A 24702-nucleotide genomic window follows, 5' to 3' on the forward strand; every position below is an offset into this window, starting at 1 on the left:
GATGAAGCTCGTCCTGTTCGACTGCGACGGTACGCTCGCCGACAGTTTCGGCCTGATCTGCGAGGCAATGCGGCTGACCTTCCTCGAGCATGGCCTCGCCGCCCCCGAGGATGCTGCGACCCGCGCCATCATCGGCCTGTCGCTGCACACGGCGATCCAGGACCTCGCACCAACGGCGCCGCCGGCGCTGATCGAGGCAATGGTCGCCAGCTACCGCACCAATTTCCGCGCCACCCGCGAGGATCCGGCGTTCCGCGAGGCGCTGTTTGCCGGCATCAAGCCGATGCTGGACGACCTGGTTCGCCGCCAGGATGTCCGGCTCGGCCTCGTTACCGGCAAGACCCGGCGGGGTGTCGACGCGGTGGTGTCGGCGCATGCGCTGGAAGGAATGTTCCAGGCGATCCGCACGGCCGACGACTGCCCGTCCAAGCCGCATCCGGCGATGGTGCTGGAGTGCTGCGCCGAGCTCGGCGTCGATCCGACCGCGACGATCGTCGTCGGCGATGCGATCCACGATATCGGCATGGCGCTCGCCGCCGGCGCCGAGGCGATCGGCGTGCCTTGGGGCGCTGCCTCGCCGGAAATGCTGCTGGATGCCGGTGCCGCCCGCATCGCCGCCGATGTGCCCGATCTCGCCGCGCTCCTCGACGCCTGGATCGCCGGACGCTGGTCGCCCGAGCAGGCGGCCTACGCCTGATCCCGTTTCCCTGACCGCCTGAGAAGACCCGATGTCCGATACCCCGAAGATCAGCCGCCCCGAGCTGCCGAAGCGCTTTTACACGGACGTCATCGTTTCCGAGGTCGAGCAGAGCGCACCGGTCGGGCCGAGCTCACTCGGCGAGGGAGCGTTCACCGTCCTCCTCGATGGTCGGACGCTGCGCACGCCGCTGCGGCGGCCGTTGATCGTTCCGGCGCAGCGTCTTGCCGAAATCCTGGCGGCTGAGTGGGCCGCACAGGGCGAGCGGATCGACCCCGCCACCATGCCGCTGACCCGCCTCGCCAGCACCGTGATCGACGGCGTTGCTGACGATACAGGGGGCGTGCGCGCCGATCTCGCCGGCTATGTCGAGACCGACATGCTCTACTACCGCGCCGGCTATCCCGACCGGCTGGTCGAGAGCCAGCGCGCGCACTGGGATCCGGTGGTCGCCTATGCCGAAAGCCGGCTCGGCGCGCGTTTCCTGCTGGCCGAGGGGGTGATGCATGTGGCCCAGCCGCCGACCTCGATCGCGGCTTTCCGCGCCTGGATCGATGCGGTCGAGCATCCCTTCGCGGTCGCCGCTCTGCACCAGATGACGACGCTTACCGGATCGGCGCTGCTGCCCTACGCCTTCGCCGAGGGCCATCTGGACCTCGATGCGACCTGGGCCGCCGCACATGTCGACGAGGACTGGAACATCGGCCTCTGGGGCACCGACGCAGAAGCCGAAGCCCGCCGCGCCAACCGTTTCGCCGACATGCGCACCGCTGCCGAGGTGCTGGCGGCGCTGAAGGGCGTCCGGATGGCCTGAGCTTCAAAGCATTCTCTGATTGGGTGGCCTCACCCATCAGAGAAAGATGGCCCCATCAAAGAAACATGCCCTTAGGTCAAAAGGACAGAGCGTCCTTTGTGCATCCAATCGGATGCACGGCGCTCTAGGCCCGGCGCGGTTCGAGCGCGGCGGAGCGCGTCAGCGGCGGCGCGCCATGCCCGGCGTTGAAGGCCGCGAGCAGCGGCCTCGACCACGCGATGACCTGCAGGCCCACGACCGCGCTGACCACCGCCAGCATTGGCAGAGTTAGGAAGGTCACCAGGAACAGGTCGTCCCCGTAATTGCCGAACACCCGGCGAAAGGCAATGCCGCTGAACTCGAACAGGATGGCATGGCTGCAGAAGATGAAGAACGTATAGGGTTCGAGCCAGGTGCAGAAGCCGGCGAAGGACGACCGGCGCACCCATTCCGTCAGCCGCCAGAACGCCGCCGCCATGGTGATCCTCAGGAGGATGTCGAGGCTTGTCTGGAGGCTGTCGTTCAGCTCGCCGATCGGGACGCGGTCGATCCGCAAGGTAAGGTAGACCGCGGCCATCACGAGGAGGCCCCAGGACAGCGGACGGGCCATCCGGTCGATGGCCGCCTCGTCGTTTCCAGCCACGCGCACCCACATGCCCACCCCGAAGAACAGCAGCAGCGAGGGGCGCTGCAGCACCATCAGCGGATCCCCGAGCATGGTGAAGGCGAGGAGTGCGATCATCGTCGCCAAAGGCTTGCGCTGGAGACCGAACAGCAGCAACGGCGCCAGCAGCACGCAGACGAAGAGATCCCGCAGAAACCACAGCGGCACCACTGCCGGCCACTCGGTCAAGGCGAGCAGGGCATTGCCAAGGCCGAGCGGCGTCATGTCCGGCAGGTTGTCCCACTTGCCGGTGAGGGCGCCGTAGACGACCAGCAGCGTCAGCATCACCAGGTTCCAGGCGACCAGCGGCACGACCAGCGTCCTGAACTTGGACGCATAAAGCTGCCGCGCGCCGAGCTTGCTGTAGGTCGACACGATCAGATAGCCGGAAACCAGGCTCAGCAGCGACACCGAGCTGAGGCCGATGATCCGCGTCATCAAGAAGTAGAAGATGTCGAACGCCCCCGCACTGCGGAGATAGACGTTGTCGGCGACGCCTTGCGGCACGTGGACGAAGGTCATGCAGACGATGCACATCGCCCTGGCGATGCGGATCCGGTCGGAGAACGAAGACCGGATTTTCGGCGTGGATTTCGGCAAGCCGGAGGCGGCAATCGCGCTCATGGGGGCGCCTTTCACATCTGACACCCGTGCACGGCCGGGTCTCGGCCCCTGCAGGGTTTGTTCCGGAGCGGGGGACAGGCATGCCCCCGAACACCTCGCCTCGTCCGATCTGCGGGCCGAGATCAAGATAATGACAAGGTCTGTTTACTAATTGCTGCAGCGCCGCATGGCTAGCCCGAAGTTGAGAAATGGCCTGTTCTGCTGGTCCGGAGGTCTTCGCGACGCCGATGTCCCAGAGCCCAAGTCTCTGGGAGTGCGAGAGAATGCGCCGATCTTTTCGCGCCCGCCCCAGTGCCCGTGCCCGCGTCTCCTCGGCGCAGAGGCATGCCGAACTTAGGTCATCCGTAGGCCGAAAGTAGAGACCCGGCGGGGCTGCTGCCCCGTTCCGGGCCGCCAAGGCCCATGCTAGACCGGCGGGGTCTAACTGCTGGGGCTCTGCCATGAAGGACGTCATCCTCGAACTCGAACGCCGCCGCGAGCGGGCCCGGCAGGGCGGTGGCGCGCCGCGGATCGCGGCGCAGCATGCCAAGGGCAAGCTGACGGCGCGCGAACGTCTGTCGGTGTTCCTCGACGAGGGCTCGTTCGAGGAGTTCGACATGTTCGTCGAGCACCGCTCCACCGACTTCGGCATGGCCAACCAGCGCGTTGCGGGCGACGGCGTCGTCACCGGCTGGGGCACGGTCAACGGGCGCACCGTCTTCGTCTTCGCCAAGGATTTCACCGTCTTCGGCGGCTCGTTGTCGGAGGCGCATGCCGAGAAGGTGCAGAAGATCCAGGACATGGCGCTGCGCAACCGGGCGCCGATCATCGGCTTCTACGATGCCGGCGGCGCGCGCATCCAGGAGGGCGTCGCCGCGCTCGGCGGCTATGCCGAGATCTTCCAGCGCAACGTTCTGGCCTCCGGCGTCATCCCGCAGATCTCGGTGATTATGGGCCCTTGCGCCGGCGGCGACGTCTACTCGCCGGCGATGACCGACTTCATCTTCATGGTCCGCGATACCAGCTACATGTTCGTCACCGGCCCCGACGTCGTGAAGACCGTCACCAACGAGACCGTGACCGCCGAAGAGCTCGGCGGCGCTTCGGTGCACACGCGCAAGTCCTCGATCGCCGATGGCGCCTATGACGATGACGTCGAGGCGCTGCTGGAGATGCGCCGCCTCGTCGACTTCCTGCCGGCGTCCAATACGGCGGCGGTTCCCGAGCTGCCGTTCACCCAGTCGGTGACCGAGATCGACCTGTCGCTCGACAGCCTGATCCCCGACAGCGCCACCAAGCCCTACGACATGAAGGAGTTGGTCCGCAAAACGCTCGACGAGGGCGACTTCTTCGAGATCCAGGAGGCGTTCGCCGCCAATATCGTCACCGGCTTCGGCCGGATCGAGGGGCGCACCGTCGGCGTCGTCGCCAACCAGCCGATGGTGCTCGCCGGGGTCCTCGATTCCGACGCCTCGCGCAAGGCCGCCCGCTTCGTGCGCTTCTGCGACTGCTTCTCGATCCCGATCGTCACCTTCGTCGACGTGCCCGGCTTCCTGCCCGGCACGGCGCAGGAGCAAGGCGGGCTGATCAAGCACGGCGCGAAACTCCTCTTTGCCTATGCCGAGGCGACGGTGCCGAAGGTCACCGTGATCACCCGCAAGGCCTTCGGCGGCGCCTACGACGTGATGGCCTCGAAGCATCTGCGCGGCGACGTCAACTATGCCTGGCCGACGGCGCAGATCGCCGTGATGGGCGCGCGCGGCGCGGTCGAGATCATCTACCGCCGCGATCTTGCCGACGCTGACAAGATCGCCGCCCTCACCAAGGCCTACGAGGACCGCTTCCTCTCACCCTTCGTCGCCGCCGAGCGCGGCTACGTCGACGAGGTCATCCTGCCGCACTCCACCCGCCGCCGCGTCTCCCGCGCGCTCGCCATGCTGCGCAACAAGGATCTGAAGAACCCTTGGAAAAAGCACGACAACATTCCGCTTTAGGCTAATCGGCGGTGGTCACCGGCGTCCGAGCCCGAACCGTTCGACTGGCGGCATCTGTGTTCGAATCAAGCGACCGTCCACGACTTCGATCACCGTTCGACTGCCGTCCCACTCCATAAGGACATGCTGTCCTGGCCTTGCACGCAGGATGGTGTCGGCTATGTCGCCGGCCCTGCTGACGATGTGAGGCTGGCGGTTATGCGGGAGCGCAATGATCGCCAACTGTCGGCCGGCGAGACTTTGCTGACTTGCAATGTTCTTGTCGTTGGTCACCAGCGCCGCGAAGCCAAGGCTTTCGAGCATCGTGATCAGTTGCCCGTTTCGCGTGCCGAACCATTGCTGTGGGAACCGTGTGGCATCGATTTTAAGGTTGACGAGCGCCGTGACGAGAGAACGCGGCACGCCTTCGTCGACCATCACCCTCATGCCGCGGCAGCGGGCCTGACGAGTGCGGATGATGTAAGCTCCAGAACCCGGATCACGTCGCTGCGGGCAAGCGACTCGTAGTCTTCCAGGATTTCATCGACAGTCATTCCCATCGCGAGGTTCTCAAAGAGCACCTCGATCGGAACCCTAGTGCCGCGAAAGACGAGCGCACCGCTCATGACGTCCGGGTCGGATGTCAGCAGGTCGTTCAGGCCAGGTTGCTGATCCATCGCCGCTTCTCCGCCGGTTTCGGCATCCTTCTGCGTCATCGAACCTAAGCCGGGAAGGCAGTCGATTCAAATCAAACCGCATCCGAGATCAGATCCCCGCGAACCAGTCGTAGCCGTTGTCTTCCCAGTAGCCGCCGCGGCCGGAACCGAAACCGGCGAAGCTGTCGACCAGTTCGATGCCGGCGATGTATTTCGACATCTTGTAGCCGAGCTGTCGCTCGACCCGCACGCGCAGCGGCGCGCCGTTGGCGACGGGGAGGCGTTCGTTGTTGAGACCGTAGGCGAGGATCGTCTGCGCATGGTGGGCGTCGACGAGGTCGATCGAGCCATAGAACTGCACCGGACCGGTGAAGCTGACGCCGTAGCTGTCGAAGCAGTGGAAGACGACGAAACGCGCTTCCGGCTTTACGCCGGCGGCGTCGAGGATGGGGCCGAGCGGCGTGCCCGTCCATTTGGCGATGCAGCTCCAGCCCTCGACGCAGTCGTGCCGGGTGATCTGGGTCCGTGCCGGCATCGCCCGGATTTCGTCCAGCGACAGGCTCAGTGGCTTCTCGACCAATCCACTAACCGACAGGCGGTAGTCTCTGAAATCGTTGGAAACGTGGGTGAGATAGGCCTCGTCCTGCGGGTCGGTCGAACCGTTCGGACGCTGCGGTTGGCGGATCTCGCTCTCGGAGAATTCGGTGGCGAGGTTGTCGCTGCCGAGAAGCAGGCGCTGCGCGCGGTAGGTCAGGGAATTGGCGTATTCGAGGACGCTGCGCACATCGCTTCGCCCGGCAATGTCGAAGCAGCCGCTGAGCGGGGCGGCGGCGGCGACCACGGCCGAGCCGGTGAGAAAGCGGCGGCGGGAAAGCTGCAAGGCGGCCATTACTTTGCCTCCGGGTCGGTGCGGTACCAGCCGGTAACGATCGAGCGCAGCTCGTTCAGCGGACCGGCGGCGATCACCATCAGAATGTGGACGACGAAGAACAGGACCAGCGCCAGCATCACCAGAAAATGGATCGTGCGGGCGGTCTGCCGGCCGCCGAACACCTCGACCAGCCACGGCGCGAAGGCATTCATGCCCGGCGACATCGTCAGCCCGGTCAGGATCATCAGCGGCAGCGCCACAAAGAGCACGCCGGCATAGGACAGCTTCTGCAGGACGTTGTATTTCCGGCCGTGGTGGAAGCGCAGCCGAGCGTGGTCGGCGACATCCTGCGGCAGTTGCCGCAGATCGGTCGGCGTCGGCACCACGTCGCGCCGGAGGTGTCCGTTGACGACGCTGGCGACCAGCCAGACCAGCAGCGTCGCGACCAGGATCCAGGCGAAGAAGAAATGCACCACGCGCCCGGTGCCGAGGTCGCGGTAGGACGGGATGGTCATCCATCCCGGGAAGGTCTTGCCCTCGAGATTGCCGTCGACCCAGATCGCGCCGAGCCAGCCGGTGGTGTCGAAGCGGTAGCCGAAAATCTCGGTGACGCCGCGCATGTTCGGGCCGTCGAAGCCGGCGCCGATGGTGAGGAAGGAGTTGTCGAAGCCGAAGCCGGATTGGGCGCCGATGTAAAGGTCGGGCCGCGCCATGAAGATCTGCAGGCCGGAGAGCAGCAGGAAGAACAGGCAGAGCGCCCACAGCCAGTGCGTCGCGCGCGTCGCCAGCTTCTGCTTGTAGACCAGAGGTCCCTTGGGTGTGGTGGCCATATCCGAGGCTCTCCGGCAGACTTGCTGCTGCACCCTGTCATGGTCGCAGTCCGGCCGCAGCGTCAAGCTGGCCGCTCTCACAAGCGCTGGGGCGCCCTTACAACTTCGCGTGCTTCAAGCTTCTGTCAGCCCGGCGCGGCGCGCTGGAAACAAAGCTTTGTTAAGCCCCTTCAAATGCTTCGAGCCGCATTCTTCAGACTCCGGTCGAGGCTCTGGCGAAAGCGCGAGCGGTCGGCGGGGGTGAACACCGCATAATAGCCCTTGCTCTCGCCGGTCTCGCGCAGATGCTGGCTGAAGGCGCGCATCGACAGCGCCGTCCCGATGCTCTCGGGCGTGAAATCGCGGCCATTGGAGTTCAGCACCAGCGCGCCTTTCTCCAAGGCGCGGGCGGCCAGCGGAATGTCGGCGGTGACGACGACGTCGCCACGCACGGCCTGCTCGACGATCCAGTCGTCGGCGACATCGGCCCCGGCGGTGACGGTTACGATGCGGGCAGAGGGATAGCGCGATGGGCGCATGCCGCCGTTCGACACCAGCACGCATTCCGCGCCATGCCGCTCGGCGATCTCCAGCGCCTCATCCTTCACCGGGCAGGCATCGGCATCGATGTAGAGAATGGTCACGTCGGCGGGTTCCTTGTGGGCTGGTTCTGACATAGCGGCCTCCTGACCGTTCTGCCATGGTCGGGCATGACCGTTTCCCCCGCGATTCCCGACAGCACGCCGTCCGAGATCAAGCTCGGCATCCTGCTGGTGACGCTTGCCGCGCTGCTGCTGCCGGTGCTCGACGCGTCGGCGAAATATCTCGGCGAGAATCACGGGCTGCCCGCCGTCGAGATCGCCTTCGTGCGGTTCGCCTTGCAGGCGCTGCTCTCGCTGCCGCTGCTGCTCTGGCAGGAGGGCATCGGCGGGCTGCGGCCGAGCGATCTCGCTTTGAACCTCCTGCGCGGCGTGCTGCTGGCCTTTGGCAGCTACCTGTTCTTCACGGCGCTGACCGCGATGCCGATCGCCGATGCGATCGCGATCTTCTTCGTCGAGCCGATGGTCATCACGCTCCTCTCGGCTGTCATGCTGAAGGAGACGATCGGCTGGCGACGCTCGCTCGCCGTCCTCACAGGCTTCATCGGCGCCGTCATCGTCATCCGCCCGAACTTCGCAGTGCTCGGTCCCATCGCCACCTTGCCGGCGCTCAGCGCCGTCTGCGTCGCCGTCTACCTGGTGCTAGGGCGCAAGCTGTCGCGCGGCAGCTCGCCGCTCTCCATGCATTTCTACGCCGGCATCGGCGGCACGCTCTTCCTCGGCGCCGTGCTCGCCGTCGGAGCCTGGCTCCCGGTGCCGGAACTGACGATGGTGATGCCGGTCGGCTGGCTCAGCTGGAGCCTCCTTTTCCTGATCGGGCTCGTCGGGATGATCGGTCATCTGATGTTCGGCTACGCCTACCGGATGGCGCCGGGGTCGGTGCTGGCGCCATTCGGCTATTTCGAGATCGTCACCGCCACGCTTTTCGGCCTCGTCCTGTTCGGCGATTTCCCGGATGCGATGAAGTGGCTGGGCATCGCCATCATCATCGCCTCCGGCATCTACATCGTCTGGCGCGAAAGCGTCGTCCGGGCGCGGGATTCCGACGATGCAGATGCGGCGCCACCCGCGTTCCCACCGACGCTTCCTTGAAAGTATTATAGAACATTGGTCTTTGGCAGTCCGATGAACCAATGATTGAGGTGTCCTGCGCCCTTTCGGCGTCGGGAATGCGAACCCTATGCGGGACAGTCTTGGCCGCAAGCAGCATCGCGCAACTTTGGTCCGGCTTGCCGAGCGCCGAGCGAGCCGCCAGAAGTTGTCCGGTCGTGCCGCGCCGGAGAAAGCCCATGTTCCAGAAGATCCTGATCGCCAACCGTGGCGAAATCGCCTGCCGCGTGATCAAGACCGCGCGGCGGATGGGGATCGCCACGGTCGCGGTCTACTCGGACGCCGATGCCGACGCGCTGCATGTGGAGATGGCGGACGAGGCGGTACACATCGGCGCATCGCCGGCCAATGAGAGCTACCTTCTCGGCGTGCGCATCCTCGACGCCTGCCGGCAGACCGGCGCCGAGGCAGTCCATCCCGGCTACGGCTTCCTGTCGGAGAACGCCGAGTTCTGCGAACTGCTCGAGGCCGACGGCATCGTGTTCATCGGCCCGAAGCCCAAGGCGATCCGGGCCATGGGCGACAAGATCCAGTCGAAACTCTTCGCCAAAGCCGCCGGCGTCAGCGTCGTGCCCGGACATCTCGGCGTCATCGCCGATGCAGAGGAGGCGGTGCGGATCGCCGCCGGTATCGGCTATCCCGTCATGCTGAAGGCCTCCGCCGGCGGCGGCGGCAAGGGCATGCGCATCGCCTGGAACGAGGCCGAGTGCCGCGACGGCTTCGAGCGGGCCCGGTCGGAGGCCGCGTCCTCCTTCGGCGACGACCGGCTCTTCGTCGAGAAGTTCGTCGTCGATCCCCGGCACATCGAGATCCAGGTGCTCGGCGACGCGCATGGCAACGTCATCCACCTCGGCGAGCGCGAATGCTCGATCCAGCGCCGGAACCAGAAGGTCGTCGAGGAGGCGCCCTCGGTGTTTCTCGACGCCGAAACGCGCGCCGCAATGGGGGCGCAAGCCGTCGCCTTGGCCAAGGCGGTGGATTACCAGAGCGCCGGCACCGTCGAGTTCATCGTCGACGCCGAGCGGAACTTCTATTTTCTCGAGATGAACACCCGCCTGCAGGTCGAGCACCCCGTCACCGAGCTCGTCACCGGCATCGACCTCGTCGAGGAGATGCTGCGGGTTGCCGCAGGCGAGACGCTGCGCCGGACCCAGGACGACGTCCGCCTCGAGGGCTGGGCGGTCGAAAGCCGGATCTATGCCGAGGACCCGTTCCGCAGCTTCCTGCCGTCGATCGGCCGGCTGACCCGCTATCGTCCGCCCGTCGAGGGCTCGCTCGGCGATGCGGTGGTGCGCAACGACACCGGCGTCACCGAGGGCGCCGAGATCTCGATGTTCTACGATCCGATGATCGCCAAGCTCTGCACCCACGCCGAAACCCGGGAAGCCGCGATCGAGGCGATGATCGCGGCCCTCGAGCGATTCGAGATCGGTGGCATCGCGCACAACATCCCGTTTCTCTCGGCGCTGATGCGCCATCCCCGCTGGCAGGAAGGGCGGCTGTCGACGGCCTTCATCGCCGAGGAATATCCGGAGGGCTTCTCCCGTCCGCCGCTCGGCGTGGACGCCCGTCGCCGTGCCGCCGCTCTGGCCGTGGCCATCGAGATCGCCGCGCAGCAGCGTCTGGCCCGCCACGCGGACCGGCTGCGGCCGTCAGGGGCCGGGGCGTCCGCCTTCGAGGTGAAGATCGACGGCAGCTATGTCGCCGTGCAGCTGGCGGGCCCGGCGGATGACGCGGTGCTGGCGCTGACGGTCGATGGCATTGCTATGCGCCTTGTCGGCCGGCCAGTTCACGGCCAGAGCCATGTCGCGCTCGAACTCGGCGGCATTCCGGTCTACGCGCAGGTCCGCACGTCGCCGAAGGGCGTCTCCATCCTCATCGACGGGTTCTGGATCCTCACCCGTACTTTGTCGCCCGCCGTCGCGGGGCTCGACCGGCTGATGCTGGTCAAGCTGCCGCCGGACACGTCGAAGCTGCTGCTGTGCCCGATGCCCGGGCTCGTCGTCTCGGTGCTCGTGACGGAAGGGCAGGCGGTGAAGGCGGGCGAGACGCTCGCCGTCGTCGAAGCCATGAAGATGGAGAACGTGCTGCGGGCCGAGCGCGATCTCGTCGTCGGCCCGGTCCGCGCCACCGCCGGCGATACGCTGGCGGTCGACGCGGTGATCATGGAATTCGCCTGATTCTCAAACCTCGTCCTCGGCGCGCGCGTCGACCGTCGGCCCGAACACGTCCTCGAAGCTGCCGCGCAGCACCCGGTCGACATCCGGCATCGACACCGGCAGGCCGAGATCGACGAGGCTGGTGACGCCGTGGAGGCGGACGCCGCAAGGCACGATGCCGCCGAAATGCTCGAGGTCGGGATCGACGTTGAGGCTGATGCCGTGGAACGTCACCCATTTGCGCAGGCGGATGCCGATCGCGGCGATCTTGTCCTCGGCCATGCCGCCATCCGGCATCAGCGGGCGGTCCGGCCGCCGCACCCAGACGCCGACCCGGTCCTCGCGCCGCTCGCCGCGCACCTGGAAGCCGTCGAGCGTTCCGATGATCCAGTTCTCCAGCGCCGAGACGAAGGCGCGCACGTCCTGCCGCCGGCGTTTCAGGTCGAGCATGACATAGGCCACCCGCTGTCCGGGGCCGTGATAGGTGTACTCGCCGCCGCGGCCGCTCGCATGCACGGGGAAGCGCTGGGGATCGACGAGGTCGCCGGCGTCGGCGCTGGTGCCGGCGGTGTAGATTGGCGGGTGCTCGACGAGCAGCACCGTCTCCGGCGCCGCGCCTGACGCTATTCCCGCCACGCGGGCCTCCATGAAGGCCACAGCGTCATCGTAGCCGGTCAGGCCGTCGAAGATCAGCCATTCCACCGGCGGCGCGCCGGCAATCGCATGAAATTGCCGGGCTTCGACATCGAGGCGCGGCGAGGCGGGCAGGGGAAGAGCGTCCATGCCTCTATCTAGCGATCGCGGCGGCTGGGGAAAAGCAGGCCGCCGTGACGAATATCGAAGAAGCTGCGCAATTCGGCTTGTGCCCGTGCCGGGGGTTTGTTACATGCCCGCAGCCGGTCGGAAACGAGCGGTGAACACGGTGTGCGGCCGTGGCGGAATTGGTAGACGCGCAGCGTTGAGGTCGCTGTGGGGCAACCCGTGGAAGTTCGAGTCTTCTCGGCCGCACCAGTTTTCCCAGACGGGAAAGCTTGAAGTGTTCGGTACATTCCGGTCTACCAACCGGAATGCCAATGTAACAGAAAAGCCGGGTGTCTCACGACCCCGGCTTTCTGCATTTTGGGCCGGCGTGCATGAGGGCGCGTCGCCCTGTTCGGAGCGGCCAGGCGGCTGCCGGCGAAAGGACGAGAGTTTGGCCTCGCATTTCCAGCATCCCCTGCGGGCGAAAGCCCTGATCTTCGACATGGACGGCACGCTCCTCCTGTCCGCCGCCGTGTTCGAGCGGATCTGGCGGCAGTGGGGCGAGGAGAATGGCATGGACGGCGAGGCGATCATCGCCGTCGCGCATGGTCGCCGGATGATCGACACCGTGCGCGAGGTCTGCCCGCCCGGGCTCGATCCCGACGCCGTCGCCGCCGAACTCAGCCGGCAGGAGCGCGAGGACGTCGAGGGAATCGTCGCAATCGCCGGCGTCGCGGCCTTCCTCGCCTCGATTCCCGCTGATCGCTGGGCCATCGTCACCTCGGCCGACCTCGATCTCTGCCGCATCCGCCTCGCGGCCGCCGGTATCACGCCGCCAGACGTTCTCATCACCGCCGAGGACGTCACGAAGGGCAAGCCGGACCCGCAGGGCTACATCGAGGCTGCCCGCCGGCTCGGCGTCGCGCCGGCCGACGCGATCGTCTTCGAGGACGCCCCGGCTGGTATCGCCGCCGGCAAGGCCGCCGGTTCCCCGGTTCTCGTCATCGCCTCGATGCTGAAGCCGGAGACCCTCGGCGGGGAGAACTGGAGCCTCGACTATACCGGGCTCACCGTCTCCGTCGGCGCGGATGGCGATCTCACCATCGAGGCCGGCAGCCCGCGCGCCGCCTAGCGAGAGAGCGCTGCCGGCGAGAGAGCTGGAAGCACGGCGCCCGGCCGGCTTTCCGGCCTGCCGCGGACGTTCTTCAGGCTTCTCGCGGGCAAGCGGAAAAGCGGTTTCCTATTTCGGTTGCCATGTTCTAAGCCCAAGCTGATTTGCAAGCGGCGTCAGGAGGGCGGCCATGGCTGAGCTGAAGCCCGAGAGCGACGCGTTGGATACCCGCATCCCCGGTGTCGCGGTCCCCGAGACTGGCGAGGCGCGTCGCGAGATCTACGACGCCGACGGCGACTTCGATTCGGGCTTCCTGCACAGCGTTACCGAGGCGCTGTCGCGCGATGATGCCGAACACCTGAAGCAGGACGTTGCCTCGCTGCACGAGTCCGAGCTTGGCGACCTTCTGGAGCATTTGAGCCAGGACGATCGCCAGAGCCTCGTCCGCTTGATGGGCGACGAGTTCGATTACACCGCGCTCACCGAGGTCGACGAGGCGATTCGCCTGCAGATCGTCGGTGCGATGCCGAACGCCCAGATCGCCGAGGCGGTGCGCGAGCTCGATTCGGACGACGCAGTCTACATCCTCGAGGACATGAACGAGGACGACCGCAAGGAAATCCTCGACCAGCTGCCGTTCCGCGAACGCGTCCGCCTGCGCCGCGCGCTGGAGTATCCGGACGAATCGGCCGGCCGGCGGATGCAGACCGAGTTCGTCGCGGTGCCGCCGTTCTGGACGGTCGGCCAGACCATCGACTACCTCCGCGAGGAGGACGGCCTGCCCGACAACTTCTCGCAAATCTTCGTCGTCGACCCGTCGTTCAAGCTGCAGGGCGCCGTCGATCTCGACCGGATCCTGCGCGCCCGCCGGCCGGAGACGATCGACGAGATCATGCACGAGACGCGCCACGCGATCCCGGCGGGCATGGACCAGGAAGAAGCCGCGCAGATCTTCGAGCAGTACGATCTCCTGTCCGCCGCGGTGGTCGACGAGAACGAGCGGCTCGTCGGCATCCTCACCATCGACGACGTCGTCGACGTCATCCAGGCCGAGGCCGAAGAGGATCTGCTGCGGCTCGGCGGCGTCGGCGACGAAGAGCTGTCGGACACCGTGCTGACGACGGTGCGCTCGCGCTTCCTCTGGCTGCTGATCAACCTCGGCACCGCGATTCTCGCCTCGCTGGTCATCGGCCTGTTCGACGCGACCATCGAGCAGATGGTGGCGCTCGCCGTGCTGATGCCGATCGTCGCCTCGATGGGCGGCAATGCCGGCACGCAGACCATGACGGTGGCGGTCCGCGCGCTCGCGACGCGCGACATCGACATCTACAATGCCGGACGCGTGGTGCGCAGGGAACTCCTGGTCGGCCTCATCAACGGCGTGGTGTTTGCGCTGATCATCGGCGTCGTCGCCGGCCTCTGGTTCGAGAATGCCGGGCTCGGGCAGGTCATCGGCCTCGCCCTCATCATCAACATGATCGCCGCCGCGCTCGCCGGCATTCTCATTCCCCTGGTGCTCGACCGGGTCGGCGCCGACCCGGCCATCGCATCTGGGACCTTCGTGACGACGGTGACGGACGTCGTCGGCTTCTTCGCCTTCCTCGGCCTTGCCGCCTGGTGGTTCGGCATCGGCGGCAGCTGACGCTCTTGCCGCCGCCGGTTTACGCGGTGGCGCGGCGGTCCTCGGTCCAGGGGCCGACGGCGCGGATCTCATCCTCGTGCCCTTCCTCGCGGAAGGTTTCCGCCTCGGCTTCCGCCGCCCAGTCGCGCATTGCCGGCAGGTCGAGGAGGCGCGGTGCGTAGTCGGCGGCAGCGCCGGTGATGACGAGGCCGAAGGTCTTGATGCGGAAGGCCACCGGCGCGAAGAAGGCGTCGACCGCGGTGAAGCTGTTCCCGGCAAGATACGGTCCGCCGAAACGCGACAGTCCCTCGTTCCAGAGCGCGGACAGCCGGGCGAGATCGGCGGTGACCGCGGCGGAGGGCGAGGGCAGGCTGACCGTCAGCCCGACATTCATCGGACAGGCACTGCGCAGCGCCGTGAAACCCGAATGCATCTCGGCGGCGGCCGAGCGGGCGAAGGCGCGGGCCTCCCGGTCCGCCGGCCAGACGGTGGGATGGGTCTCGGCGAGGTACTCGCAGATCGCCAGCGAATCCCAGACCAGCAGGCCGCCATCGTCGAGGCACGGCACCATGCCGGTCGGCGAGAAGTCGCGCGGCGGGGCGTCCGGTCCGTAGGCGAAGGGCCGCATCCGCTCCTCGAAGGGAATGTCCAGCGTCTTCATCAGCACCCAAGGCCGCAGCGACCAGGACGAATAGTTCTTGTTGGCGATGTAGAGCGCGAGCATCTGCGTCTTCTCCGTGCTGTCCCGGGGCATCCTGCGGTCGGGTCGACCCATCCCTGCAACGGGAGAGGATACGGAGTCTAGAACACCTTGTTCGGGATGCTGCCTTTTCGGGCTATGCCAGGGGCGAGGACATTTTGCGCGAGGTGTCGAGGCGCGTCTCGGCGGTCCCGTCGACGGCGCAAGCGGCAGCATAACGCTCACGCAAACGCCCGACATTTCTCCTCAGGAGAAATAGTGTTTCTTCTCAGTTGAACTCCTGTCCGTGATTTGCCATACCTTGGGGATCGAACTCTCCCTTGGGGGTCGAACTCTCGGAAAGGCCTCATCATGTGCGGGATCGTCGGACTGTTCCTCAAGGACAAGGCGCTGGAGCCGCAGCTGGGCGGCCTCCTCTCGGCCATGCTGGTCACGATGACCGACCGCGGCCCGGATTCGGCCGGCATCGCCATCTACGGCGCCCCGGCGGACGGGATGGCGAAGATCACCGTGCAGTCGGCCCAGCCGGACGTTGATTTTCCGGCGCTGGAGGCACGCCTTGCCGGGCTGACCGGCGGGACGGCGAGGGTCATCCGCAAGAGCTCGCACGCCGTCGTGACGCTCGATCACCTGCATTTCGGTCCGGTGCGGGAGGCGCTGAGGCAGCTTTCGCCGACGCTCCGCGTCATGGGGACCGGCGACAGTGTCGAGATCTACAAGGAGGTCGGGCTGCCGCGGGATGTCGTCGCCCGCTTCGGCGTCGCCGGCATGGCGGGAACGCACGGCATCGGCCACACCCGCATGGCCACCGAATCCGCCGTCACCACCATGGGGGCGCATCCGTTCTCGACCGGTGCCGACCAGTGCCTCGTCCACAACGGCTCGCTGTCGAACCACAACAACCTCCGCCGCACGCTGGTGCAGGAGGGCATGACCTTCGAGACCCAGAACGACAGCGAGGTCGCCGCCGCCTACCTCACCGCCGAGATGGGCCGGGGCAAGGACCTCGGCGAGGCGCTGACCTCGGCGCTCGACGATCTCGACGGCTTCTTCACCTTCGTCGTCGGCACGAAGTCCGGCTTCGGCGTTCTGCGCGACCCCATCGCCTGCAAGCCGGCGGTGATGGCCGAGACCGACCGCTACGTCGCCTTCGGCTCCGAGTACCGGGCGCTGGTCGACCTGCCGGGCATCGAGACCGCCAGCGTCTGGGAGCCCGAGCCGGCCACGGTCTATTTCTGGGATCACCGCACGGCCGCCTGAGCCTTTTCCCGCCCGCGCGTTTCAAGGATCTGCCATGCCCGTCTTCGACCTCTCGGTCACGCCGCTGCGTGACTTGAACCAGGCGCTCCACGCCATTGCGCCCGGCGCCAACGACACCGCCTTCGAGGTGATCAACCCGCGCGGCAGCCATTCGGTGGCCGTCGGCATCGATGCGCCGGTGACGGTTACTGTGCAGGGCTCGGTCGGCTACTACTGCGCCGGCATGAACGATGGCGGCGCCGTCACGGTGCACGGCTCGGCCGGGCCGGGGGTCGCCGAGAACATGATGTCGGGCACCGTCGTGATCGAGGGCGACGCCTCGCAGTATGCCGGGGCTACCGGCCGCGGCGGGCTTCTCGTCATCCGCGGCAATGCCGCCTCGCGCTGCGGCATCTCGATGAAGGGCATCGACATCGTCGTCGAGGGCTCGATCGGCCACATGTCGGCCTTCATGGCGCAGTCGGGCAACCTCGTGGTGCTCGGTGATGCCGGCGAGGCGCTCGGCGACAGTCTCTACGAGGCCAGGCTGTTCGTCCGCGGCAGCGTCAAGAGCCTCGGCGCCGACTGCATCGAGAAGGAGATGCGGCCGGAGCACCTGGAGATCCTCGAGGGTCTCCTTGCCAAGGCCGGGGTCGAGGGCGCCAGCGCCGGCGAGTTCAAGCGCTACGGCTCGGCACGCACGCTCTACACCTTCAACATCGACAATGCCGACGCGTACTGAGCTGAGGGAACCGTCATGAGCTACCAGAACCCGCCGACGCCGCCGCGCAAGTCCGCGACCTTCGACGACCACACGCTGGCCGAAATCCGCCGCGCCGCTGCGACCGGCATCTACGACATCCGCGGCGGCGGCTCCAAGCGAAAGCTGCCGCATTTCGACGACCTGCTGTTTCTCGGCGCGTCGATGTCGCGCTATCCGCTCGAGGGCTATCGCGAGCGCTGCGATACCTCGGTCGTGCTCGGCACGCGCTTCGCCAAGAAGCCGATCCATCTGAAGACGCCGATCACCATCGCCGGCATGAGCTTCGGCGCCTTGTCCGGCAATGCCAAGGAGGCGCTCGGCCGTGGCGCGACGCTGGCCGGCACCTCGACCACCACCGGCGACGGCGGGATGACCGACGAGGAGCGCGGCCATTCCGAGGTGCTGGTCTACCAGTACCTGCCGTCCCGCTACGGCATGAACCCGAGGGACCTCCGCCGCGCCGACGCGATCGAGATCGTCGTCGGGCAGGGCGCCAAGCCCGGCGGCGGCGGCATGCTGCTCGGGCAGAAGATCTCGCCGCGCGTCGCCCGCATGCGCAACCTGCCGGAAGGGATCGACCAGCGCTCGGCCTGCCGCCATCCCGACTGGACCGGGCCGGACGACCTCGAGATCAAGATCCTCGAGCTGCGCGAGATCACCGACTGGCAGAAGCCGATCTACATCAAGGTCGGTGGTGCCCGGCCTTACTACGACACCGCGCTGGCGGTGAAGGCGGGGGCGGACGTCGTCGTGCTCGACGGCATGCAAGGCGGCACCGCGGCGACGCAGGACGTGTTCATCGAGAACGTCGGCCAGCCGATCCTCGCCTGCATCCGGCCCGCCGTGCAGGCACTGCAGGATCTCGGCATGCACCGCAAGGTGCAGCTGATCGTCTCCGGCGGCATCCGCAACGGGGCCGATGTCGCCAAGGCGCTGGCGCTGGGGGCCGACGCCGTCGCCATCGGCACCGCGGCGCTCGTCGCCATCGGCGACAATGATCCGAAATGGGAGGCGGAGTACAACGCGCTCGGCACCACCGCCGGCGCCTATGACGACTGGCACGAGGGCAAGGATCCCGCCGGCATCACCACGCAGGATCCGGAGCTCGCGCAGCGGCTCGATCCGGTCGCGGCCGGCCGTCGCCTCGCCAACTATCTGAAGGTCATGACGCTCGAGGCGCAGACCATCGCCCGGGCCTGCGGCAAGAACCATTTGCACAACCTCGAGCCGGAAGACCTCTGCGCCTTGACGCTGGAAGCCTCGGCGATGGCGCAGGTGCCGCTCGCCGGGACCAGCTGGATTCCCGGCAAGGGGAATTTCTAGACCTTCGAACCGGCGGCCGGCCGCTTCGGGGGGAGCGACCGGACCACCGTCGCCTCCGCCCATCGCAGCCGATCCAGGGGACCGCCATGACCACCGATCTCTCCGCCTACGCCGCCGAGCGCGGCATCAAGTACTTCATGATCAGCTATACCGACCTGTTCGGTGGACAGCGCGCCAAGCTGGTGCCGGCGCAGGCGATCGCCGAAATGCAGGCGAACGGCGCGGGGTTCGCAGGCTTTGCCACCTGGCTCGACCTCACCCCCGCCCATCCAGATCTCTTCGCCATGCCCGACGCGTCCTCGGTGATCCAGCTGCCCTGGAAGAAGGACGTCGCCTGGGTCGCCGCCGATTGCGTGATGGAGGACGCGCCGGTCGAGCAGGCGCCGCGCGTCGTCCTCAAGCGCCTGGTCGGTGAGGCGGCGGCGATGGGCTTGCGGGTGAAAACCGGCGTCGAGGCGGAGTTCTTCCTGATCACGCCGAAGGGCGACCGGATCTCGGACGAATACGATACGGCCGGCAAGCCCTGCTACGACCAGCAGGCGGTGATGCGCCGCTACGACGTCATCGCCGAAATCTGCGATGCCATGCTGGAACTCGGCTGGAAGCCCTACCAGAACGACCATGAGGACGCGAACGGGCAGTTCGAGATGAACTGGGAGTACGACGACGCCCTCGTCACCGCCGACAAGCACTCCTTCTTCAAGTTCATGGTGAAGTCGATCGCCGAGAAGAATGGTCTGCGCGCCACCTTCATGCCGAAACCTTTCGAGGGGCTCACCGGCAATGGTTGCCATTGCCATGTCTCGGTGTGGAATGCCGACGGAACAACCAATGCGTTCGCCGACAAGGCGATGCCTTTCGGCCTGTCGGCGAAGGGGCGGGAGTTTCTCGGCGGGATCATGCAGCACGCTTCGGCGCTCGCCGCGGTCACCAATCCGACCGTCAATTCCTACAAGCGCATCAACGCCCCGCGTACCATCTCCGGCGCCACCTGGGCGCCGAACTCGGTCACCTGGACCGGCAACAACCGCACCCACATGGTCCGCGTCCCCGGACCCGGCCGCTTCGAGCTGCGCCTGCCGGACGGAGCGGTGAACCCTTATCTCCTCCAGGCGATCATCCTCGCCGCCGGCCTCGACGGCATCCGCACGAAGGCCGATCCCGGGCCGCACCATGACATCGACATGTACCGCGACGGCCATACCGTCACCGGTGCGCCGAAACTACCGCTGAACCTGCTCGACGCCTTGCGCGCCTTCGAGGCGGACGAGGGCCTGCAGCAGGCGATGGGAACCGCCTTCTCCGCCGCCTACCTGAAACTCAAGCACGGCGAATGGACCACCTTCTGCAGCCACTTCACCGCCTGGGAACGCGAAACCGCGCTCGACGTCTGATCCGGCCCGGTCAAGCCGCCCCTGTTGGGAGCCTGCCGCCGCTCGACCCTGTCGCCATGCCGAGAGCGCTGGCGATTTCCCCGACCGAGCCTCAGCTCGCCGGGTGCTTGTGGATCGGGTCGACCCAGTAGACTTCCTCGGGCTTTTCCACCGGGTCGACATCGGTGATGTTGACGACCACGGCCTCGTTGTCGGAGCGCACGAGCACGCATTGCAGCGGCTGCGCGGGGTCGGCGTTGATCTCCTGGTGCGGCACGTAAGGCGGCACGAAGATGAAGTCGCCGGGATCGGCCTCGGCGACGAACTCCAGCCGGTCGCCCCAGCGCAGCCGCGCTCTGCCGCTGACGACGTAGATCACGCTCTCCAGCGCACCGTGATGGTGCACGCCGGTCTTGGCATCCGGCGCAATGCTCACCGTGCCCGCCCAGATCTTCTGCGCACCGACGCGCGCGGCGTTGATCGCCGCCTGGCGGAACATGCCGGGCGTCTGCGGGGTGTTGGAGTCCAGCGCATCGCCCTTGATGACGCGAATGCCATCATGCTTCCAGCGCGGCTCGTCGTTCTGGTGCGGGTGCGGGTGATCGTCGCTCATCGAAATCTCCTTCGGCATGCTGCGATGGGAACGGGCGCCGGGGTAGCTTGGATGATCTCACGTTTTCCCGGCCACGGCGAACCGGCTTGCGCATCTTGCCTCGCGCAGGACGGCTTCCCCCACCGACGCTTCACTCTGCTCCGAAGAGTTTCGGCTCAGGCGCGTTTGAGCTTCGGCAGGAAGATCGTCGCGACGCCGAGGATCGGCAGATACGAGATCACCTGGTAGACGAAACCTATGCCGTTCGTATCGGCGATCGTGCCGAGCAATGCCGCCCCGAGCCCGCCGGCGCCGAACGCGAAGCCGAAGAAGATGCCGGCGACGAGGCCGACCCGGCCCGGCAGCAGTTCCTGCGCAAAGACGACGATGGCCGGGAAGGCCGAGGCGAGGATCAGGCCGATGGTGACGCTCAGGACGCCGGTGAAGAAGAGGTTCGCATAGGGCAGCATCAGCGCGAACGGGATGACGCCGAGGATCGAGAACCAGATCACGAAGCGCGCGCCATACCGGTCGCCGATCGGCCCGCCGGCAAAGGTGCCGACCGCCGCGGCGCCGAGAAACAGGAACAGCATCAGCTGCGCGTCGCGGACGCTGAGCCCGAAACGGTCGATCGTGTAGAAGGTGAAGTAGCTCGAGAAGCTCGCCATGTAGACGTTCTTGGTGGCGGTCAGGAGGATCAGGATCCCCAGCGCCAGAAGGACGTCGCCTTTCGGCAACGGCAAGGCGCGGCTCGCGGCAGGGCGTCCGGCATTGGTGCGCCGGTGCGCGGCGTACCAGCGGCCCGTGAAGGTGAGGATGATCATCCCGGTGAGCGCGATGCCGGCGAACCAGGCGATGCTCTCCTGGCCGTAGGGCAAGACGATGAAGGCGGCGAGCAAGGGACCGACCGCCGTTCCCGCATTGCCGCCCAGCTGGAACAGCGATTGCGCAAAGCCGTGCCGGCCCCCGGATGCCAGACGGGCGACGCGCGATGCTTCGGGATGGAAGATCGACGATCCCAGGCCGACGAGGCAGGCGGCGCCGACCAGCATGCCGAAACTGCCGGCATGGGCGAGCAGCACCAGCCCGACCAGCGTGCTGGCCATGCCGGCGGGCAAGGCGTAGGGCATCGGCCAGCGATCGGCGACGACGCCGACGGCCGGCTGCAGCAGCGAGGCCGTCACCTGGAATGCCATGGTCAGCAGGCCGATCTGCACGAAGTCCAGGCCGTAGTTCGCCTTGAGCAGCGGGTAGAGCGAGGCCAGCAGCGACTGCATCACGTCGTTCAGCAGGTGGCAGCCGCTGACCGCGAGGAGAATGGAGAGCGTGGCCGTGCCAGCCCGCGCCGGAGCGATCGCGATCGTCGTCATGCCCAACTCCCCTTGGACCTCGCGTCGCCACGCCGATGGCGAAGCGGCCTCTCGGCCTCTGCGGCAGCAACCCGCGCTTGCAGGAAATTCCGTTTACCGCTTTACCGCGGCTTAGGCGAACGGATGCGCCGGTGCAACTGGCTGAGTGTCGCAGCGCCGCCGTTGACGGGCGTTTGGACTCGTCGAGAACTTAGGCAAAGCGGCGGGGGAGGTCGGCGCTATCGGCGGGGCATCGCAGAGCGCTCGGCGCGCCCTTGGCGATCGGCCGCTTTCGTTACTTACGGAGCCCGGCGGCTGAGCAACGCCACGGCGATGCGGGATGCGTTCGTCACGTGCTGTGCGGCGGCCTCGGTGGCGTCGTTTCGGTTTCGCGCGCGGATGGCGGCGATGACCCGGTCCATCTGGGCCGGACCCTCGACGTCGCGGTGCTTGGTCTTGATCGTCATCGAGCGGAGATGGTTGATCCGAGCGGTGAGGGAACTCACGATGTTCCAGGCGATGTCGCATTCGGCCTCCTCGAAGAGGACGCGGTAGAACTCGCTGGTTTCAGCGAGGACCTGTCGCATGTCGCCGGAGGCGTAGGCCGCACGGATCTGCCCGAGGATGACTTCCAGCTTGTCGGCTGCCGCAGCGCCGCGGCGTTCGGCGCAGATGCCGGCCGCCAGTCCTTCCAGCGCACCGCGGACGTCGTAGATCTGGCGTGCCTCCTCGAGCGAGGTTTCCGCGACGATCGGGCCGCGCTGCGCGACGTTCGACACCAGGCCCTCCGATTCGAGGTGACGGAGCACCTCGCGGACGATCGTCCGGCTGACGCCGAGCTGCTCGCAGAGGTCGCGCTCGACCAGGCGCTCCCCGGGCTTGAAGTATTGCTCCAGGATCGACTCGCGCATCTTCTCCAGCGTCAGTTCCCGCAGCGTCCGCTGGGGACGCTCGACGCGCATGCTCGCCATGCGTGAACTGGGTGTCGTGGACGCTGCTTCCGTCATGCTGCTGTCGTTCCCTCGGTCGAAATCCGTGTCGAAAGCCGACTGTATCAGCAGAAGACGTGCGTGGCTTGAGGATCGAAGCCGAGCCAGACGGTATCGCCGCGCGAAAGGCCGCTGATCGCCTCGTGTCCGAAGGGCAGGCGGACCGAGACGTCCTCGCCCCAGCCGGTCGTCGCGGCGACGTGCACGTTGCTTCCGAGAAAGGTGAGGTCGCGGACGCTGACGGGAAGCGTCTGCCCGTCCGCCGGCTGGCGCCGATGCAGATGGATGCGTTCGGGACGCAGCAGGAGGGCGCCCTTCGCCTGCCCGCTTTCGCCGCCGTGCACCGGGACTCCGCCGCCGTGCACCGGGACGCCCGGCACGATGACGTCCGATCCAAGGCGGACGTCGGCGGTGCGGCCGTTCGAGGCCATCACCGAGCAGGACAGGAAGTCGCTGTCGCCGATGAACTCGGCGACGAAGCGCGTCGCCGGATGGGCGTAGAGTTCGGGTCCGGTACCGACCTGGTCGATGACGCCTTTGGAGAAGACCGCGATCCGGTCCGACAGGCGCAGCGCCTCCTCCTGGTCATGCGTGACGTAGAGGATGGTCACCTCGGTTTCCTGGTGAATCCGCCGGATCTCGACCTGGATCTCCTCGCGCAGCTTCTTGTCGAGCGCCGACAGCGGCTCGTCCATGAGCAGCACCGGTGGGTCGTAGGAAAGCGCCCGCGCCAATGCCACGCGCTGCTGCTGGCCGCCCGACATGTCTGCGGGGCGGCGGTCTTCGAAGCCCTCCAGGCGCACGAGCTTCAGCATCTGGCGTACCTTGGCGTCGATGTCGGCGCGCGAGCGGCGCCGGACCTTCAGCGGAAAGCCGATGTTCTCGGCGACCGTCAGATGCGGGAACAGGGTATAGCGCTGGAACACCATCCCGATTTGGCGAAGGTGCGAGGGCGTCGACAGGATGGATTTCCCCTCGAGAAGGATGTCGCCGGCGGTCGGTTCCTGGAAGCCCGCGAGGATGTAGAGCGTCGTCGACTTGCCGGAGCCGGACGGGCCGAGGAAGGTCATGAACTCGCCGCGGCGCACATCGAGGTTGACGTCCTGCACAGCGGTGACGGCTCCGTAGTCCTTGCGGATGCCACGGATCTGGAGATAGGGCGCAGTCACGACTTGAATCCTTTGCGCACGAGGGCGACGAGCATCATCAGGACGATGGTGAGGAGGACGAGAAGCGTGGAGGCGCTGGCGACCACCGGCGTCAGGTCCTGGCGGAGCGTCGTCCAGATCCGGACCGGCAGCGTCTGCAGCGTCGGGCTTGCCATGAAGATGGCCAGCACCACCTCGTCCCAGGACGTCAGGAACGAGAAGATCGCCGCGGAGAAGAGCCCGTGGCCGATCGCCGGCAGCGTGATCCGGACCTTTGCCTCCCAGGGGTTAGCTCCGCAGAGGACCGCCGCGTCCTCGATCGACCTGTCGAAGCCTTCCAGCGCATTGGTGATGGCGAGGATCGAGAACGGCAGCGCCACGACGAGATGGGCGAGCACGAAGCCGGTCACCGTGCCGTTGAGCCCGAGCCGCAGGAAGAACGCGTAGAGCGCCACCGCCAGCACCACCACCGGCAGGATCATCGGCGTCAGGAACAGCGCCTTCAGCGCCTCTCTTCCGCGGAACGTGCCGCGGACGAGGGCGAAGGATGCGCTGAGACCGATGCCGACCGAGCAGACCGTGACGATCGCGGCGATCTTAAAGCTCGTCCAGGCAGACTCCAGCCACCGAGGGTCGGCGAAGAATTCGCGGTACCAGCGCAAGGTCCAGGACGGCGGCGGAAAGATCAGCCATTGCGAGGAGCCGAAGGACAGGGCGGCAATGAAGAGGATCGGCAGGAGCAGGAAGGCCGTGGTCAGCGAAGTGATGCCGACGAGGAGCCATTTCCACCAGCCGAGGCGCTCGAAATTCAGCAGCATC

Annotated in this window: 23 protein-coding genes, 1 tRNA gene and 2 pseudogenes; 13 read left to right on the top strand and 13 right to left on the bottom strand. The window is 66.8% G+C overall.

Features of this window, described 5'->3' with window-relative positions; genetic code table 11:
- Position 1 precedes the first annotated feature (1 nt).
- Both ACZL02_RS05260 and ACZL02_RS05265 read left to right on the top strand, forming a co-directional pair.
- Positions 2-697: an HAD-IA family hydrolase gene (locus ACZL02_RS05260; RefSeq protein WP_472938135.1), complete on the top strand. Its 696-nt coding sequence runs from the start codon at positions 2-4 to the stop codon at positions 695-697.
- 31 nt (positions 698-728) lie between these two features.
- Positions 729-1511 (top strand): ATP12 family chaperone protein, encoded by a 783-nt coding sequence (locus tag ACZL02_RS05265; RefSeq protein ID WP_472937548.1) that lies wholly within the window; start codon positions 729-731, stop codon positions 1509-1511.
- Between the two features lie 124 nt (positions 1512-1635).
- Here ACZL02_RS05265 and ACZL02_RS05270 read toward each other — a convergent pair whose 3' ends face one another.
- Complete coding sequence (locus tag ACZL02_RS05270; protein WP_472937549.1) at positions 1636-2778, bottom strand: acyltransferase family protein; 1143 nt, start codon at positions 2776-2778, stop codon at positions 1636-1638.
- A gap of 440 nt (positions 2779-3218) precedes the next feature.
- Here ACZL02_RS05270 and ACZL02_RS05275 point away from each other — a divergent pair, with 440 nt between their 5' ends.
- Positions 3219-4751 (top strand): acyl-CoA carboxylase subunit beta, encoded by a 1533-nt coding sequence (locus ACZL02_RS05275; protein ID WP_472937550.1) that lies wholly within the window; start codon positions 3219-3221, stop codon positions 4749-4751.
- 15 nt (positions 4752-4766) lie between these two features.
- On the opposite strand, the gene ACZL02_RS05280 is transcribed toward ACZL02_RS05275, so the two are convergent.
- From ACZL02_RS05280 to ACZL02_RS05300, 5 genes are all read right to left on the bottom strand, one after another.
- Complete coding sequence (locus ACZL02_RS05280; RefSeq protein WP_472937551.1) at positions 4767-5168, bottom strand: hypothetical protein; 402 nt, start codon at positions 5166-5168, stop codon at positions 4767-4769.
- 5 nt (positions 5169-5173) lie between these two features.
- Complete coding sequence (locus ACZL02_RS05285; RefSeq protein WP_472937552.1) at positions 5174-5446, bottom strand: DUF433 domain-containing protein; 273 nt, start codon at positions 5444-5446, stop codon at positions 5174-5176.
- 49 nt (positions 5447-5495) lie between these two features.
- The gene (locus ACZL02_RS05290) at positions 5496-6275 is read right to left on the bottom strand and encodes a molybdopterin-dependent oxidoreductase (protein WP_472937553.1); all 780 of its coding nucleotides are present in this window, start codon (positions 6273-6275) and stop codon (positions 5496-5498) included.
- Positions 6275-7087, bottom strand: a complete 813-nt coding sequence (locus ACZL02_RS05295; RefSeq protein WP_472937554.1) for a cytochrome b/b6 domain-containing protein — start codon at positions 7085-7087, stop codon at positions 6275-6277. Before ACZL02_RS05295 ends, ACZL02_RS05290 begins: the two co-directional genes overlap by 1 nt.
- Positions 7088-7257: 170 nt before the next feature.
- Positions 7258-7743, bottom strand: a complete 486-nt coding sequence (locus tag ACZL02_RS05300; protein ID WP_472937555.1) for a YaiI/YqxD family protein — start codon at positions 7741-7743, stop codon at positions 7258-7260.
- A gap of 33 nt (positions 7744-7776) precedes the next feature.
- Here ACZL02_RS05300 and ACZL02_RS05305 point away from each other — a divergent pair, with 33 nt between their 5' ends.
- From ACZL02_RS05305 to ACZL02_RS05315, 3 genes and pseudogenes are all read left to right on the top strand, one after another.
- Positions 7777-8757 carry a DMT family transporter gene (locus tag ACZL02_RS05305; protein ID WP_472937556.1) on the top strand — a complete coding sequence of 327 codons (981 nt, stop codon included), beginning with the start codon at positions 7777-7779 and terminating at the stop codon, positions 8755-8757.
- A 197-nt stretch (positions 8758-8954) separates the two neighbouring features.
- Positions 8955-10667, top strand: a pseudogene (locus ACZL02_RS05310) (acetyl-CoA carboxylase biotin carboxylase subunit); the annotation flags it as partial.
- Between the two features lie 18 nt (positions 10668-10685).
- Positions 10686-10955, top strand: a pseudogene (locus ACZL02_RS05315) (acyl-CoA carboxylase biotin carboxyl carrier protein subunit); the annotation flags it as partial.
- Positions 10956-10958: 3 nt separating this feature from the next.
- Here the strand turns inward: ACZL02_RS05315 and lipB are convergent.
- Positions 10959-11717 carry a lipoyl(octanoyl) transferase LipB gene (gene lipB, locus ACZL02_RS05320; RefSeq protein WP_472937557.1) on the bottom strand — a complete coding sequence of 253 codons (759 nt, stop codon included), beginning with the start codon at positions 11715-11717 and terminating at the stop codon, positions 10959-10961.
- A gap of 143 nt (positions 11718-11860) precedes the next feature.
- On the opposite strand from lipB, the gene ACZL02_RS05325 reads away from it, so the two are divergent.
- The 3 genes from ACZL02_RS05325 to mgtE all read left to right on the top strand — a co-directional run bounded on the left by ACZL02_RS05325 (position 11861) and on the right by mgtE (position 14428).
- Positions 11861-11945, top strand: a tRNA-Leu gene (locus tag ACZL02_RS05325).
- 181 nt (positions 11946-12126) lie between these two features.
- On the top strand, positions 12127-12807 hold the full coding sequence (locus ACZL02_RS05330) for an HAD-IA family hydrolase (RefSeq protein WP_472937558.1): 681 nt from the start codon (positions 12127-12129) through the stop codon (positions 12805-12807).
- A 169-nt stretch (positions 12808-12976) separates the two neighbouring features.
- On the top strand, positions 12977-14428 hold the full coding sequence (gene mgtE, locus ACZL02_RS05335; protein WP_472937559.1) for a magnesium transporter: 1452 nt from the start codon (positions 12977-12979) through the stop codon (positions 14426-14428).
- 19 nt (positions 14429-14447) lie between these two features.
- Here the strand turns inward: mgtE and ACZL02_RS05340 are convergent, their stop codons facing one another.
- Positions 14448-15131 carry a glutathione S-transferase family protein gene (locus ACZL02_RS05340; protein WP_472937560.1) on the bottom strand — a complete coding sequence of 228 codons (684 nt, stop codon included), beginning with the start codon at positions 15129-15131 and terminating at the stop codon, positions 14448-14450.
- Positions 15132-15458: 327 nt separating this feature from the next.
- On the opposite strand from ACZL02_RS05340, the gene ACZL02_RS05345 reads away from it, so the two are divergent.
- The 4 genes from ACZL02_RS05345 to glnT all read left to right on the top strand — a co-directional run bounded on the left by ACZL02_RS05345 (position 15459) and on the right by glnT (position 19826).
- Positions 15459-16367, top strand: coding sequence for a class II glutamine amidotransferase (locus tag ACZL02_RS05345; RefSeq protein ID WP_472937561.1), 909 nt, complete (start codon positions 15459-15461; stop codon positions 16365-16367).
- 34 nt (positions 16368-16401) lie between these two features.
- Positions 16402-17088, top strand: coding sequence for a GltB/FmdC/FwdC-like GXGXG domain-containing protein (locus tag ACZL02_RS05350; protein WP_472937562.1), 687 nt, complete (start codon positions 16402-16404; stop codon positions 17086-17088).
- 15 nt (positions 17089-17103) lie between these two features.
- On the top strand, positions 17104-18432 hold the full coding sequence (locus ACZL02_RS05355) for an FMN-binding glutamate synthase family protein (protein WP_472937563.1): 1329 nt from the start codon (positions 17104-17106) through the stop codon (positions 18430-18432).
- An 86-nt stretch (positions 18433-18518) separates the two neighbouring features.
- Positions 18519-19826, top strand: coding sequence for a type III glutamate--ammonia ligase (glnT, locus tag ACZL02_RS05360; RefSeq protein ID WP_472937564.1), 1308 nt, complete (start codon positions 18519-18521; stop codon positions 19824-19826).
- A 91-nt stretch (positions 19827-19917) separates the two neighbouring features.
- Here the strand turns inward: glnT and ACZL02_RS05365 are convergent, their stop codons facing one another.
- The 5 genes from ACZL02_RS05365 to ACZL02_RS05385 all read right to left on the bottom strand — a co-directional run bounded on the left by ACZL02_RS05365 (position 19918) and on the right by ACZL02_RS05385 (position 24701).
- Positions 19918-20418: a cupin domain-containing protein gene (locus ACZL02_RS05365; RefSeq protein WP_472937565.1), complete on the bottom strand. Its 501-nt coding sequence runs from the start codon at positions 20416-20418 to the stop codon at positions 19918-19920.
- Between the two features lie 155 nt (positions 20419-20573).
- Entirely contained in the window at positions 20574-21767 is a 1194-nt protein-coding gene (locus ACZL02_RS05370; protein ID WP_472937566.1) for an MFS transporter, read from the bottom strand.
- A gap of 278 nt (positions 21768-22045) precedes the next feature.
- A complete protein-coding gene (locus tag ACZL02_RS05375; RefSeq protein ID WP_472937567.1) occupies positions 22046-22753 on the bottom strand; it encodes a GntR family transcriptional regulator in 708 nt (235 codons plus the stop codon).
- Positions 22754-22800: 47 nt separating this feature from the next.
- Complete coding sequence (locus ACZL02_RS05380; protein WP_472937568.1) at positions 22801-23904, bottom strand: ABC transporter ATP-binding protein; 1104 nt, start codon at positions 23902-23904, stop codon at positions 22801-22803.
- Positions 23901-24701, bottom strand: coding sequence for an ABC transporter permease (locus ACZL02_RS05385; RefSeq protein ID WP_472937569.1), 801 nt, complete (start codon positions 24699-24701; stop codon positions 23901-23903). Before ACZL02_RS05385 ends, ACZL02_RS05380 begins: the two co-directional genes overlap by 4 nt.
- Position 24702: the final 1 nt, after the last annotated feature.

This window comes from Mesocryomonas fontinalis, assembly GCF_055730125.2.

Bases quoted from the DNA above. Each gene is read 5' to 3' on its own strand.
- ACZL02_RS05260 (WP_472938135.1), top strand. From the start codon at position 2: ATGAAGCTCGTCCTGTTCGACTGCGACGGTACGCTCGCCGACAGTTTC.
- ACZL02_RS05265 (WP_472937548.1), top strand. From the start codon at position 729: ATGTCCGATACCCCGAAGATCAGCCGCCCCGAGCTGCCGAAGCGCTTT.
- ACZL02_RS05270 (WP_472937549.1), bottom strand. From the start codon at position 2,778: ATGAGCGCGATTGCCGCCTCCGGCTTGCCGAAATCCACGCCGAAAATC.
- ACZL02_RS05275 (WP_472937550.1), top strand. From the start codon at position 3,219: ATGAAGGACGTCATCCTCGAACTCGAACGCCGCCGCGAGCGGGCCCGG.
- ACZL02_RS05280 (WP_472937551.1), bottom strand. From the start codon at position 5,168: ATGGTCGACGAAGGCGTGCCGCGTTCTCTCGTCACGGCGCTCGTCAAC.
- ACZL02_RS05285 (WP_472937552.1), bottom strand. From the start codon at position 5,446: ATGACGCAGAAGGATGCCGAAACCGGCGGAGAAGCGGCGATGGATCAG.
- ACZL02_RS05290 (WP_472937553.1), bottom strand. From the start codon at position 6,275: ATGGCCGCCTTGCAGCTTTCCCGCCGCCGCTTTCTCACCGGCTCGGCC.
- ACZL02_RS05295 (WP_472937554.1), bottom strand. From the start codon at position 7,087: ATGGCCACCACACCCAAGGGACCTCTGGTCTACAAGCAGAAGCTGGCG.
- ACZL02_RS05300 (WP_472937555.1), bottom strand. From the start codon at position 7,743: ATGTCAGAACCAGCCCACAAGGAACCCGCCGACGTGACCATTCTCTAC.
- ACZL02_RS05305 (WP_472937556.1), top strand. From the start codon at position 7,777: ATGACCGTTTCCCCCGCGATTCCCGACAGCACGCCGTCCGAGATCAAG.
- lipB (WP_472937557.1), bottom strand. From the start codon at position 11,717: ATGGACGCTCTTCCCCTGCCCGCCTCGCCGCGCCTCGATGTCGAAGCC.
- mgtE (WP_472937559.1), top strand. From the start codon at position 12,977: ATGGCTGAGCTGAAGCCCGAGAGCGACGCGTTGGATACCCGCATCCCC.
- ACZL02_RS05340 (WP_472937560.1), bottom strand. From the start codon at position 15,131: ATGCTCGCGCTCTACATCGCCAACAAGAACTATTCGTCCTGGTCGCTG.
- ACZL02_RS05345 (WP_472937561.1), top strand. From the start codon at position 15,459: ATGTGCGGGATCGTCGGACTGTTCCTCAAGGACAAGGCGCTGGAGCCG.
- ACZL02_RS05350 (WP_472937562.1), top strand. From the start codon at position 16,402: ATGCCCGTCTTCGACCTCTCGGTCACGCCGCTGCGTGACTTGAACCAG.
- ACZL02_RS05355 (WP_472937563.1), top strand. From the start codon at position 17,104: ATGAGCTACCAGAACCCGCCGACGCCGCCGCGCAAGTCCGCGACCTTC.
- glnT (WP_472937564.1), top strand. From the start codon at position 18,519: ATGACCACCGATCTCTCCGCCTACGCCGCCGAGCGCGGCATCAAGTAC.
- ACZL02_RS05365 (WP_472937565.1), bottom strand. From the start codon at position 20,418: ATGAGCGACGATCACCCGCACCCGCACCAGAACGACGAGCCGCGCTGG.
- ACZL02_RS05370 (WP_472937566.1), bottom strand. From the start codon at position 21,767: ATGACGACGATCGCGATCGCTCCGGCGCGGGCTGGCACGGCCACGCTC.
- ACZL02_RS05375 (WP_472937567.1), bottom strand. From the start codon at position 22,753: ATGACGGAAGCAGCGTCCACGACACCCAGTTCACGCATGGCGAGCATG.
- ACZL02_RS05385 (WP_472937569.1), bottom strand. From the start codon at position 24,701: ATGCTGCTGAATTTCGAGCGCCTCGGCTGGTGGAAATGGCTCCTCGTC.